The organism is Flavimobilis soli, assembly GCF_002564025.1.
Taxonomy (GTDB): domain Bacteria; phylum Actinomycetota; class Actinomycetes; order Actinomycetales; family Cellulomonadaceae; genus Flavimobilis; species Flavimobilis soli.
On the sequence record NZ_PDJH01000001.1, the window covers coordinates 1,807,398 to 1,819,191 of the forward strand.

The window sequence follows — 11,794 nt, forward strand, 5'->3', positions numbered from 1 at the left end:
CTGTCACGGAAGTCCCGTGGCCGCACTGAGTCCATAGGAGGTGGGTATGAGCATGCGTCTGTACGAGCTGATGATCATCCTTGACCCCGAGATCGAGGAGCGCACCGTCGCCCCGTCGCTCGACAAGTACCTCAAGGTCGTCACGACCGAGGGCGGGTCCGTCGACAAGGTCGACATCTGGGGCCGCCGTCGTCTTGCCTACGACATCAACAAGAAGTCCGAGGGCATCTACGCGGTGATCGACTTCACCGCCACCCCGGCCACCGCCAAGGAGCTCGACCGCCAGCTCGGCCTCAACGAGGTCGTCCTGCGCACCAAGGTCCTGCGCCGCGAGGAGTCCAAGGTCGCGGCCGTCGCCGCTGCCGACGAGGCTCCGGCCGAGGTTGCTGCCGACGCTTCCTGACGTCGACACCTCACCCCCGCGCCGTCGGGCGATCGCCTGACGGACCGTTACGAAACTCGAAGGAGCAGGCATGGCTGGCGAGACCATCATCACCGTGATCGGCAACCTCACCGCTGACCCGGAGCTGCGGTTCACCCCGTCCGGTGCCGCGGTCGCCAACTTCACGGTGGCGTCCACCCCGCGCACCTTCGACCGCCAGAAGAACGAGTTCGTGGACGGCGACACGCTGTTCATGCGCTGCTCGATCTGGCGCGAGGCCGCTGAGAACGTCGCCGAGTCCCTCACCAAGGGCACCCGCGTGATCGTCCAGGGCCGCCTCGTGCAGCGTTCGTACGAGACCCGCGAGGGCGAGAAGCGCACCGTCGTCGAGCTGCAGGTGGACGAGATCGGTCCTTCCCTGCGCTACGCCTCCGCCAAGGTCACCCGAGCCCAGCGCTCGGGTGGCGGTGGCGGCGGCTTCAGCGGCGGCGGTGCCCCCTCCGGTGGCGGGTACCAGCAGAACGACCCCTGGGCCACCTCCGGCCCGGCGGCCGGCTCGGGCGGTTTCTCCGACGAGCCCCCGTTCTGATCCGCACCGGAACCTAGACAAGACGAGCCCCGTCCTTCCTCACGGGAGGCGAGCGGGGCAGAGCACCTGACAAGGAGCACACGATGGCCAAGGCCGTTGTTCGCAAGCCCAAGAAGAAGTCCAACCCGCTGAAGACCGCGAAGATCGAGGTCGTCGACTACAAGGACACCGCGCTGCTGCGCAAGTTCATCTCCGACCGCGGAAAGATCCGTGCGCGTCGCGTCACCGGCGTCTCCGTCCAGGAGCAGCGTCAGATCGCCCGTGCCGTCAAGAACGCGCGCGAGATGGCCCTGCTGCCCTACTCCTCCTCGGCTCGCTGAGCGCGCTGAGACAGAAAGGCAGAAGAACATGGCAAAGCTGATCCTCACCCACGAGGTCACCGGTCTCGGTGAGCCTGGCGACGTCGTTACCGTCAAGGACGGTTACGCGCGTAACTACCTGGTCCCCCGCGGCCTGGCCACGGCCTGGTCCAAGGGCGCCGAGTCCGAGGTCAACGCGATCCGCAAGGCGCGCAAGGCCCGTGAGATCGCGTCGCTCGAGGACGCCCGTGCGATCCGCGACTCGCTGCAGTCGAAGGCTGTGGTCGTCAAGGCGAAGTCCGGCAAGAGCGGCCGTCTGTTCGGCGCCGTGACGACCGCGGACATCGCCGCGGCCGTCGAGGCGTCCGTCGCGCAGAAGATCGACCGTCGCAAGGTCGAGATCGGTCAGCCGATCAAGTCGACCGGTGACTACACGGTCTCCGTCCGCCTGCACCCTGAGGTGTCGGCGAACATCAAGCTCAAGGTCGTCGCCGGCTGACGGTGTCGTCCTGACGAGGCCCGGTTCCCCTGCGGGGGAGCCGGGCCTCGTGCTTTGTCCGGCGCCGGGCTAGTCCTCTCCCGCCCGACGGATCGCCCTCCTGCACATCTCACTTGTGCAGGAAGGCGATCGGTCGCCTGCTCCCGGTTGGTGGGCACGGCAGATCGCCTGGGCGCACGGCTCATGTGGATCGAGGCTGTTGGTCAGGCGCCCGTGACCATCCAGGCGGTCGAGCGGGCGCGCAGGCCCGTCGTGAGCGCGCGGGCGAGCATGAAGACGCCCGCGAACCCGACCCACAGCCAGACCATGCCGGCCGCGCCGCCGGGCGCGAGGGCGCGCACGGCGAGGGCGCAAGGCGCGTAGACGACGAGCGTGAGGATGCCCGCCCACGCGAGGTAGCGGCCGTCGCCCGCGCCGATGAGCACGCCGTCGAGGACGAAGACCCAGCCGCCGAGCGGCATGAGCACGCCCGCGACGACCAGGCCGGCGACGACGGCGTCCTGCACTGCGGCGTCGGACGTGAAGAGAGGCGCGAGGAGCGGCCCGAGGGCCGCGACGACGACGCCGAGCGCCGCACCGCCGAGGACTCCCCACTGCAGGCAGCGGCGCAGCACGGCGCGCGTGCGCGCGACGTCACCCGCGCCGAGCGCGGTCCCGACGAGCGCCTGGGCGGCGATCGCGAGGGCGTCGAGGGCGAACGCCGTCAGGCCCCACATCGCGTTGACGACCTGGTGCCCGGCGAGCGTGAGCGCGCCGAGGCCCGTCGCGACGTAGACGGTCAGGAGGATCGCGAGGCGCAAGGACAGGGTGCGCACGAACAGCGGCAGGCCCTGGAGGGCCTGCGCCCAGATGCCTGCACGGTGCGGGCGCAGTGAGGCGCCGGCGCGACGTGCGCCGCGGACGACGACGGCGCCGAGGACCACGGCCATGGCGAGCTGGGCGACGGTTGTGCCGAGGCCGGAACCGGCGATGCCCATACCGACGAGGTGCACGAGCGTGACCGAGAGGATCGCGTTGAGGAGCGCGCCGCCGGCGGCGACCCATAGGGGAGTGCGTGTGTCCCGCAGGCCGCGCAGCACGCCTGTCGCGGCGAGGACGAGCAGCATGCCCGGCAGGCCGGGCGCAGACCAGCGCAGGTAGGAGACGGCGTGCGTGGCGACGTGGCCGTCGGCCCCGAGGACGCTGACGGCCCAGGGGGCTGCGGCCAGGAGCGCGACGGCGAGGGCCGTGCCGAGGGCGACGGCGAGCCACAGGCCGTCGATGCCGGCCTGCAGGGCTTCGGCTCGCTTGCCGGCGCCCGTGCGGCGGGCGACGGCGGCCGTCGTGGCGTAGGCGAGGAAGATGCACAGCCCGACGACGGTCATCAGGAGGGTCGAGGCGAGCGACAGCCCCGCCAGCTCCGAGGTGCCCAGGCGGCCGACGACGGCCGAGTCCACGAGGACGAAGAGCGGCTCGGCGACGAGTGCGCCGAGAGCGGGGAGCGCGAGCGAGACGATCTGCCGGTCCAGGGACTGACCCCTGGGTGACTCACCCTGTGGACGCATGGAAACCAATCTTCTGTCCACAGGCCGGATCGTTGGAATCCTGCGGAAAACTCGCCGGTGTTAACGCTCGCCACCATGTTATCCCCGGCTCTGTCCACAGTCTGTGCACGGCCTGTCCTGCGATTCCCACAGCACTGTCCAGGGCTGTGGATAACTCGGTGGACGGGGCATTCGACCCCACACTCCCCGGAGCGTACGCTGCGCTGGACCCCACCCTCTTCTCGACGCCCTCCCACCGCGCGGCGCATGTCAGAGGTGGGAGGTAGAAAGTCCGTGGGTGGGCAGAGCCCCCACGGCGCGGCGAGCACGATGATTGAGGAGTCCCATGTCGGTCGAAGAGCTCGAGCAGTTCGGACGTCCGTCCTCGGGCGGATTCGACCGGACCCCGCCGCAGGACGTCGCGGCCGAGCAGTCCGTCCTCGGCGGCATGCTCATCTCCAAGGACGCGATCGCTGACGTCATCGAGCAGCTGCGCAGCAACGACTTCTACCGTCCCGCTCACGAGACGATCTACGACGCGATCCTCGACCTCTACGGCCGCGGCGAGCCCGCTGACGCGATCACCGTCCTCGCGGAGCTGACGAAGCGCGGCGAGGCCGGTCGGGTGGGTGGCGCCCCCTACCTCCACGAGCTCATCTCATCCGTGCCGACGGCCGCGAACGCCGGGTACTACGCCCGCATCGTGCGCGAGCGTGCGATCCTGCGCCGCCTCGTCGAGGCCGGCACGCGCATCGTCCAGCTCGGCTACGCCGCCGACGGCGGCGACGTCGACGAGATCGTCAACAACGCCCAGGCCGAGGTCTACTCGGTCACGGAAACACGAGCGAGCGAGGACTACGTCGTGCTCGGCGAGGTGCTCGGTGGCACGGTCGACGAGATCGAGGCTGCCGGTCACCGTGGTGAGGGCATGGTCGGCGTGCCGACAGGCTTCGCGGACCTCGACCGCCTCACCAACGGTCTGCACCCGGGCCAGATGATCGTCATCGCGGCCCGACCCGCGATGGGTAAGTCGACGTTCGCGATCGACATCGCGCGGTCGGCGGCGATCCGGCACAACGCGACGACGTGCGTGTTCTCGCTCGAGATGGGGCGCAACGAGATCACGATGCGTCTGCTCGCGGCCGAGGCGCGCATCCACCTGCAGAAGCTGCGCAACGGCTCGCTCGGTGACGACGACTGGCAGAAGCTCGCGAACACCATGGGCAAGATCTCCGAGGCGCCGCTCTTCATCGACGACTCGCCGAACATGTCGCTCATGGAGATCCGCGCGAAGTGCCGCCGGCTCAAGCAGCGTCACGACCTCAAGCTCGTCGTCATCGACTACCTGCAGCTCATGAGCTCCGGCAAGCGCGTCGAGTCGCGCCAGCAAGAGGTCTCAGAGTTCTCGCGTGCGCTCAAGCTGCTCGCCAAGGAGCTCGAGGTCCCGGTCATCGCGCTCTCGCAGCTGAACCGTGGCCCGGAGCAGCGCACCGACAAGAAGCCCGCGATGAGCGACCTTCGCGAATCTGGGTCGATCGAGCAGGACGCCGACATGGTCATCCTGCTGCACCGTGAGGACGCCTACGAGAAGGAGTCCCCGCGCGCGGGCGAGGCCGACGTGATCGTCGCCAAGCACCGTAACGGCCCCACGGACACGATCACCGTCGCGTTCCAGGGGCACTACTCACGCTTCGTCGACATGCAGGCGTGAGCGCACTGGCGAGGCGCTGACCTACATCCAGCGGTTGCGGTGGAAGAGCAGCCACAGGCTCACACCGAGGGCGACCATGAGCCCCAGCGCCATGGGATACCCGAGAGCCCAGTGGAGCTCGGGCATGTGGTCGAAGTTCATGCCGTAGATCGCGCCGACGAGAGTCGGCGCGAAGAGGATGGCGGCCCACCCCGAGATCTTCTTCATGTTCTCGTTCTGCCGCTGGTTGACGAGAGTCGCGTTGACGTTGAGGATCTGCGTGAGCGCCTCACGCAGCTCGGCGATCGCACCAGTGACCCGCGTCAAGTTGTCGAGAACGTCCTGCAGGTACGCATGCAGACCCGGGTGGATCTCGAGGTGGCCGGACCCCGCCTGCAGGGCCTCGACGACGTCCATGAGGGGGACGGCCGCGTGCTGCAGGTCGATGATCTCGCGCGTGAGTCGGTAGATGCGCTCGGCGACCGCGTCGTCGCCGTCGAAGACCTGCCGCTCGATCGCCTCCCGGTCCACCTCGAGGTCTGCGACGACCTGGACATACCCGTCGACGGCGGTGTTGAGGAAGGAGTGGACGATCGACTCTGCGCCCAGGCGAAGCACGGCGGGATCGCGCGCCAGCCGTTGGACATCCCCCACAGACTCGCCGTCGCGCGCCTGGCACAGGATGACGACCGTGTTGTCGCGCAGCAGCAGGTGGAACTCGGTGACCTGCACATCCTCGGTGGGGTCGTCGTACGACGCGAGGCGCGCCACCACGAACAGCACGTCTCCGTAACGCTCGAGCTTGGGTCGCTGACCCGCCTTGAGCAGGTCCTCCACCACCAGCGGGTGCAGGTCCCACGCCTGGCCAAGGTGAGCGACCTGCTCCGCCGTGGGCATGTCGTACTCCAGGACCACCAGCGTGTCCCGCTCGGTCGCCGCTGTCGCGAACGCTGCCTCAGCCGCGTCGTCGGATGCTTCGACGCCAACCGTCTGGGACTCGAGAACCTGCCCGTCGCGCAGCCGGGACACGCGCAACGCCGGGAGGCGCGGTTCGGCAGGGGCTGCGTCGTGCCGTGCTACGAGGTCGAGGAGACGCCGCGAACGGTCGTGACGGGTGAATCTCGCAGGCATGTGCTCTCCTCGGGAGGTGGTCCCTTCGAGCCTAGTCAGCCGCTGCCCGCCGATCAGCCGCGGCGCCGCAGCCGGACCACCGGGATGGCGCGGTCCGTCTTCTCCTCGTACTTCGTGAAGCGCGGCATCGCGCCGCCGCGGATCCCGCGCGGGTGACTGAAGCTCATGGCTCCCCTCCGGCTCGTCCGGCCTCGGCTGCGGCGCCTCGGGATCAGGTGAGGTGCGGCGACGTCAGGCGGTCGCGCGCGTGGCCTCGGGCCGGCGGTGCTGGTCGACGACGGCGTTGAGCCGCTGCGACATGACGAGACCCAGGACGGCGAGCGCCGTGAGGAAGACGGGGAAGGTCCAGGTGCCGACGCCGCTCGAGAGCAGGCCGAACAGGGGCGGCGCGAGGGTCGACCCGACATACGCGGCCGCCATCTGGACGCCGATGATCGCCTGCGAGTTCTCGCGGCCGAAGTTCGCGGGCGTCGAGTGGATGATCGCCGGGTAGATCGGCGCGCAACCGAGGCCCGCGATGACGAGCCCGGCCAGCGCGACGACGTCGGTACCGAGGGGGAGCAGCACCATGACCGTGCCGAGCCCGACCGTCGTGAAGCCCCAGCGGATGAGGAGGCGGTCCCCGATGCGGTCCGCGACGAAGCCTGCGAGGAACCGTCCGCCGGTCACGCCGAGCAGGAACAGCGACGCGAACGCGGCAGCCGTTGCGGGGTCGACGGCGCGCTCCGTCACGAGGTACGTCGACGCCCACACCATCGCCGTCGTCTCGAGCGCGCAGTACGCGAAGAAAGCGACGAGCACGGGCGCAACCCCCGGGATGCGCAGCGCACGGGCGAGGGAGAGCGGCGCTGCGTCGTCGGCCTGCGGCTCAGGCGGGACGTCGGCAGCGTCGGGCGCCCGTAGCGTGTCGACACGACGCCAGAGCGGGAGCGTCGCGACGAGCGCGACCGTGAGGACGACCTGGATCAGCCCGACCGTGCGGTAGGCACCCGACCATCCCTGCCCGGACGTGAGCGCGTAGCTCATGATGAACGGGCTGATCGACGCGCCCACGCCCCAGAAGCTGTGGAGCCAGTTCATGTGACGCGCCGCGTAGTGCAGGGCGACGTAGTTGTTGAGCGCCGCGTCGACCGCGCCAGCGCCCAGGCCGTAGGGGATCGCCCACAGGCAGATCATCCAGAACTGGTCGGACAGCGAGAACCCGATGAGCGCAGCAGCCGTCATGCCCACGCTCGTCGCGGTCACCAGGCCCGCTCCGAACCGGCGGGTCAGACGGTCGGACGCGAGGCTCGAGAGGATCGTGCCGCTCGCGATGACCATAGTGACGATGCCCGCGAACGCGAGCGGCACCCCGAGGTCCTTGTGCATGACGGGCCAGCCGGCACCGACGAGCGAGTCGGGGAGACCGAGGCTCACGAAGGCGACGTAGATGATCGAGAGAAGGGCCGCATACACAGCGGGTCCTGCCTTTCGCACGGGGGTACGCGGTCTCACTCGAGGCCGCGTCAAGGAGGAGCGTAACCAGCGCCTCCGACCCGGGTCGAATCGATTTGACGGGGGTCAAGCGGGCGGTTGGCGCGGTCCGTCCCGTCTCACGGCTGCGCCCGCGACTAGCCACGCCGCACAGGTAAGGCTAACCTTCCTTTTCGTGGCCGTACTGAGGTATGGCTTACCTACCATGATCATTCCTCAGGAGGAGACACTCATGTCACGCGCCCGTCCCCGCGCCCTCGCGGCGATCGCCGTTGCCGCCCTCACGCTCACGGGTTGCGCCACCAGCCAGAGCTCCGCGAACGAGACGACCAAGCCCTCTACGTCATCCGTCACCGTGGAGGACAACAACGGTTCGCAGACCATCTCCCTCCCGCTGACCTCCGTCGTCGCGACGGACAACCGCACGTTCGAGACGCTCGAGTCGTGGGGCGTCGAGCTCAGCGCCGCCGCCGTCGCGCTCATGCCCTCGACCATCGGGTACAAGAAGGACGACTCGATCATCGACCTCGGCAACCACAACGAGCCCGACCTCGAGGCGCTCGTCGCCGTCGAGCCCCAGCTCGTCGTCAACGGACAGCGGTTCACGCAGTTCCACGACGACATCGCCAAGCTCGCGCCCGACGCGGTCGTCCTCGAGCTCGACCCACGTGAGGGCCAGCCCCTTGACGCCGAGCTCAAGCGCCAGGTCACCGTCCTCGGCGAGGTCTTCGGCAAGCAGGCCGAGGCCAAGAAGCTCGCCGACGACCTCGACGCCGCCGTCGCACGCGTCAAGGCGGCCTACGACCCCAGCCAGACCGTCATGGCCGTCACCACGTCCGGCGGCGAGATCGGATACATCGCTCCCAAGGTCGGCCGCACGCTAGGCCCCCTCTTCGACCTCCTCGGCCTGACCCCGGCCCTCGAGGTCGAGGGCGCGACCGACGACCACCAGGGCGACGACATCTCCGTCGAAGCGATCGCCGACTCCAACCCGGACTGGATCCTCGTCATGGACCGCGACGCCGCGATCGCGGCCGACGACCCCGCCTACAGCCCGGCCGCCGAGGTCCTCGAAGCCTCTGCACCCCTGAGCAAGGTCACCGCCGTCGCCCAGAAGCAGCTCGTCTACATGCCCGCCGACACGTACACCAACGAAGGCATCCAGACCTACACCGAGTACCTCAACACGCTCGCCGACGCTTTCGAAGCCGCGTCCTGACCCGCACGGGTGCGCGGCCGCCGTGCCGCGCACCCGTGGGAGACGTCTCATGAGCACCACCCTCGCCCGCACCGCGGGCCCGCCCGACGCCGCCGCGACCCCCGCGCGGCGGCGTCCGGGTGCGCTCGGCCTCACGGTCGCGGTCGCACTCACGGCGATTCTCCTCGTCGCCTCTCTGCTCACCGGGGCCTACGACGTCGTCGGAGCCGACGACGGCGCATGGATGTTCGCCTTGACCCGCGTCCCGCGCACCGCCGCGCTCGTGCTCGCCGGTGCGGCCATGGCGGTCTCCGGGCTCGTCATGCAGATGCTCACGCAGAACCGCTTCGTCGAACCGACCACCACCGGGACGACCGAGTGGGCAGGCCTCGGGCTGCTCGCCGTGACCATCGTGGCGCCCACCGCGACCATCGCGACCCGCATGGGCGTCGCCATCGTCACGTCCTTCGTCGGGACGATGATCTTCTTCCTGATCCTGCGCAGGCTCACGCTCACCAGCTCGCTCGTCGTGCCGATCGTCGGCATCATGCTCGGCGCCGTCGTCGGAGCCGTCTCGAGCTACCTGGCGCTCGCGACCGACACCCTGCAGAACCTCTCCGTGTGGTTCGCCGGATCGTTCACCTCGGTGTTCCGAGGCCAGTACGAGCCGCTGTGGATCGTCGCGGGCGTCGTCGCCGTGATCGTCGTGGTCGCCGACAGGTTCACCGTCGCCGGCCTCGGCAAGGACGTCGCGACCAACGTCGGCGTCTCCTACGAGCGGGTCGTGCTCCTCGGGGCAGCGCTCGTCGCTGTGGCCACGGGAGTCGTCACGGTCGTCGTCGGCAACCTGCCGTTCGTCGGGCTCGTCGTGCCCAACGTCGTCGCGCTCCTGCGCGGCGACGACCTGCGCTCCAACCTGCCGTGGGTCTGCGTCCTCGGCGTCGGGCTCGTCACCGCGTGCGACCTCGTCGGCCGGATCGTCATCGCGCCGTTCGAGGTGCCCGTCTCCCTCGTCCTCGGCATCGTCGGCGCCGTCGTCTTCATCGCCATGATCCTGCGGGGGAGGCGCCGTGGCTGACCTCGTCACGCGCCCCGAGAACGCACGCGGCAGCGACCGGACCGTCCTGTCCGCACCCGCGGTCGAGCCGCCCGGCGACGCCGCACCGCGCAGCGCAGGAGCGTTCGCGACCCCGCGCGCCGCACGCCGCTACGCCGCGCTCGTCACCGGGCTCGTCGTCGTCGCCGTCGCACTCACCGTCGGGTACCTGCTCCTCGACAACCCAGGCCGCCCCGGCACCACCGGACACGCGCTCGTCACCCAGCGGCGAGCAGCGAGCATCGCCGTCATCGCCGTCGTCGCCCTCTGCCAGGGCCTCGCCACCGTCGCGTTCCACACCGTCACGGGCAACCGCATCGTCACGCCGGCGATCCTCGGCGTCGAGGCGCTCTACGTCACCGTGCAGACCGGAGCCGTGTACCTCCTCGGCATCACCGGCGTCGTCGCCCTCCAGGGTGTGCCGCAGCTTCTTCTCCAGATCGCGGTCATGGTCGCGCTCGCGGTCGGCCTGTTCAGCTGGCTCCTCTCCGGACGCCTCGCGAACCTGCACGTCATGCTGCTCGTCGGGGTCGTCATCGGCACCGGGCTGCGCTCCGTCTCCAGCTTCATGCAGCGCCTCCTCACCCCGTCCGAGTTCGACGTGCTCACCGCCCGCATGTTCGGGTCCGTCGCCAACGCCGACGCGTCCTACCTGCCCGTCGTCGTCCCGCTCGCCCTCACGGCGGGTGCTCTCCTCCTCGCGCGCGCCCGCCGCCTCGACGTCCTCGCGCTCGGGCCTGCCGTCGCGACCGCGCTCGGCGTCGAGCAGAAGCGCGAGAGCCGCATCGTCCTGACGCTCGTCGCGGTCCTCGTCGCCGTCTCGACCGCGCTCGTCGGTCCCATGACGTTCCTCGGCTTCCTCGCGGCAACCCTCGCCTACCAGGCCGTCGGGACGTTCAGCCACCGACACGTCATGCCCGTCGCCGCCCTCACCGCCTTCGTCACGCTCACCGGCGCCTACGTCGTGCTCAAGCACGTGTTCGCCGCCCAGGGCGCGGTCTCGATCATCGTCGAGCTCGTCGGCGGCACCGTCTTCCTCGTCGTCCTGCTGCGAAAGGGCCGCCTGTGATCACCCTCGACAACGTCCGCAAGGACTACGCGACAGACGTCCGCATCGGACCCCTCGACGTCACGATCCCCGAGGGGGGCGTCACCGCACTCATCGGTCCCAACGGCGCCGGCAAATCGACGCTCCTGACCATGGTCGGCCGGCTCCTCGGCCTCGACGCCGGGACCGTCACGATCGCAGGGCACGACGTGACGCGCACGCCGTCGAAGAAGCTCGCGCGCGTCGTCTCCGTCCTGCGGCAGGAGAACCACTTCGTCACGCGGCTCACCGTCCGTCAGCTCGTCGGCCTGGGGAGGTTCCCGCACTCGTCAGGCCGGCTCACCACCGAGGACGAGCAGGTGATCAGCGACGCGATCGACTTCCTCGACCTCCGCGACCTCGAGCGGCGTCACCTCGACGAGCTGTCCGGCGGCCAGCGGCAACGCGCCTACGTGGCGATGGTCCTCGCTCAGGAGACGCCGTACGTCCTCCTCGACGAGCCGCTCAACAACCTCGACATGCGGCACGCCGTGGCGATGATGACCCACCTGCGTCGCGCTGCCGACACGCTCGGCAGGACGATCGTCGTCGTCCTGCACGACGTGAACTTCGCCGCCCGGTACTCCGACCACATGCTCGCGCTCAAGGACGGTGTCGTCGTCGAACAAGGACCGCCGGCTGAGATCATGCGCGACGACGTGCTCACGCGGATCTTCGAGACGCCGGTCGCCGTGGTCGACGGACCGCACGGCCCTGTCGCCTGCTACTGCTGAAGTCGCCCGACGCCGGTATCCCGCCGCGCGCCGTGACCCCGGCGCGCTCAGGAACCCCCACCTGCTCGACGCTCGTGTCCGAAACCCGCCAGA

12 protein-coding genes are annotated in these 11,794 nt (G+C 69.7%); 9 read left to right on the forward strand and 3 right to left on the reverse strand.

The window, feature by feature from the left end; all coding sequences use genetic code 11:
* The first annotated feature begins 46 nt into the window (after positions 1-46).
* The 4 genes from rpsF (at position 47) to rplI (ending at position 1,769) form a co-directional block, all read left to right on the forward strand.
* Positions 47-403, forward strand: coding sequence for a 30S ribosomal protein S6 (gene rpsF / locus ATL41_RS08220; RefSeq protein WP_098458042.1), 357 nt, complete (start codon positions 47-49; stop codon positions 401-403).
* A 70-nt stretch (positions 404-473) separates the two neighbouring features.
* On the forward strand, positions 474-971 hold the full coding sequence (locus ATL41_RS08225; RefSeq protein ID WP_098458043.1) for a single-stranded DNA-binding protein: 498 nt from the start codon (positions 474-476) through the stop codon (positions 969-971).
* Between the two features lie 83 nt (positions 972-1,054).
* A complete protein-coding gene (rpsR, locus tag ATL41_RS08230) occupies positions 1,055-1,291 on the forward strand; it encodes a 30S ribosomal protein S18 (RefSeq protein WP_098458044.1) in 237 nt (78 codons plus the stop codon).
* Positions 1,292-1,319: 28 nt separating this feature from the next.
* Complete coding sequence (gene rplI / locus ATL41_RS08235; protein ID WP_098458045.1) at positions 1,320-1,769, forward strand: 50S ribosomal protein L9; 450 nt, start codon at positions 1,320-1,322, stop codon at positions 1,767-1,769.
* A gap of 203 nt (positions 1,770-1,972) precedes the next feature.
* Here the strand turns inward: rplI and ATL41_RS08240 are convergent, their stop codons facing one another.
* Positions 1,973-3,313 (reverse strand): MATE family efflux transporter, encoded by a 1,341-nt coding sequence (locus tag ATL41_RS08240; RefSeq protein WP_098458046.1) that lies wholly within the window; start codon positions 3,311-3,313, stop codon positions 1,973-1,975.
* A gap of 325 nt (positions 3,314-3,638) precedes the next feature.
* On the opposite strand from ATL41_RS08240, the gene dnaB reads away from it, so the two are divergent.
* A complete protein-coding gene (dnaB, locus tag ATL41_RS08245) occupies positions 3,639-5,003 on the forward strand; it encodes a replicative DNA helicase (protein WP_098458047.1) in 1,365 nt (454 codons plus the stop codon).
* 21 nt (positions 5,004-5,024) lie between these two features.
* Here the strand turns inward: dnaB and ATL41_RS08250 are convergent, their stop codons facing one another.
* Both ATL41_RS08250 and ATL41_RS08255 read right to left on the reverse strand, forming a co-directional pair.
* A complete protein-coding gene (locus ATL41_RS08250) occupies positions 5,025-6,113 on the reverse strand; it encodes a magnesium and cobalt transport protein CorA (protein ID WP_098458048.1) in 1,089 nt (362 codons plus the stop codon).
* Between the two features lie 231 nt (positions 6,114-6,344).
* Positions 6,345-7,568, reverse strand: a complete 1,224-nt coding sequence (locus tag ATL41_RS08255; protein WP_098458049.1) for an MFS transporter — start codon at positions 7,566-7,568, stop codon at positions 6,345-6,347.
* 250 nt (positions 7,569-7,818) lie between these two features.
* On the opposite strand from ATL41_RS08255, the gene ATL41_RS08260 reads away from it, so the two are divergent.
* The 4 genes from ATL41_RS08260 to ATL41_RS08275 are packed head-to-tail and all read left to right on the forward strand — an operon-like array spanning position 7,819 to position 11,701.
* Positions 7,819-8,805, forward strand: a complete 987-nt coding sequence (locus tag ATL41_RS08260; protein ID WP_098458050.1) for a siderophore ABC transporter substrate-binding protein — start codon at positions 7,819-7,821, stop codon at positions 8,803-8,805.
* A gap of 49 nt (positions 8,806-8,854) precedes the next feature.
* Positions 8,855-9,862, forward strand: coding sequence for an ABC transporter permease (locus ATL41_RS08265; RefSeq protein WP_098458051.1), 1,008 nt, complete (start codon positions 8,855-8,857; stop codon positions 9,860-9,862).
* Entirely contained in the window at positions 9,855-10,949 is a 1,095-nt protein-coding gene (locus ATL41_RS08270) for an iron chelate uptake ABC transporter family permease subunit (protein ID WP_245854704.1), read from the forward strand. The genes ATL41_RS08265 and ATL41_RS08270 overlap by 8 nt, the downstream gene beginning before the upstream one ends.
* Positions 10,946-11,701: an iron ABC transporter ATP-binding protein gene (locus ATL41_RS08275; RefSeq protein WP_098458052.1), complete on the forward strand. Its 756-nt coding sequence runs from the start codon at positions 10,946-10,948 to the stop codon at positions 11,699-11,701. The genes ATL41_RS08270 and ATL41_RS08275 overlap by 4 nt, the downstream gene beginning before the upstream one ends.
* Positions 11,702-11,794 lie beyond the last annotated feature (93 nt).

Bases quoted from the DNA above. Each gene is read 5' to 3' on its own strand.
- rpsF (WP_098458042.1), top strand. From the start codon at position 47: ATGAGCATGCGTCTGTACGAGCTGATGATCATCCTTGACCCCGAGATC.
- ATL41_RS08225 (WP_098458043.1), top strand. From the start codon at position 474: ATGGCTGGCGAGACCATCATCACCGTGATCGGCAACCTCACCGCTGAC.
- rpsR (WP_098458044.1), top strand. From the start codon at position 1,055: ATGGCCAAGGCCGTTGTTCGCAAGCCCAAGAAGAAGTCCAACCCGCTG.
- rplI (WP_098458045.1), top strand. From the start codon at position 1,320: ATGGCAAAGCTGATCCTCACCCACGAGGTCACCGGTCTCGGTGAGCCT.
- ATL41_RS08240 (WP_098458046.1), bottom strand. From the start codon at position 3,313: ATGCGTCCACAGGGTGAGTCACCCAGGGGTCAGTCCCTGGACCGGCAG.
- dnaB (WP_098458047.1), top strand. From the start codon at position 3,639: ATGTCGGTCGAAGAGCTCGAGCAGTTCGGACGTCCGTCCTCGGGCGGA.
- ATL41_RS08250 (WP_098458048.1), bottom strand. From the start codon at position 6,113: ATGCCTGCGAGATTCACCCGTCACGACCGTTCGCGGCGTCTCCTCGAC.
- ATL41_RS08260 (WP_098458050.1), top strand. From the start codon at position 7,819: ATGTCACGCGCCCGTCCCCGCGCCCTCGCGGCGATCGCCGTTGCCGCC.
- ATL41_RS08265 (WP_098458051.1), top strand. From the start codon at position 8,855: ATGAGCACCACCCTCGCCCGCACCGCGGGCCCGCCCGACGCCGCCGCG.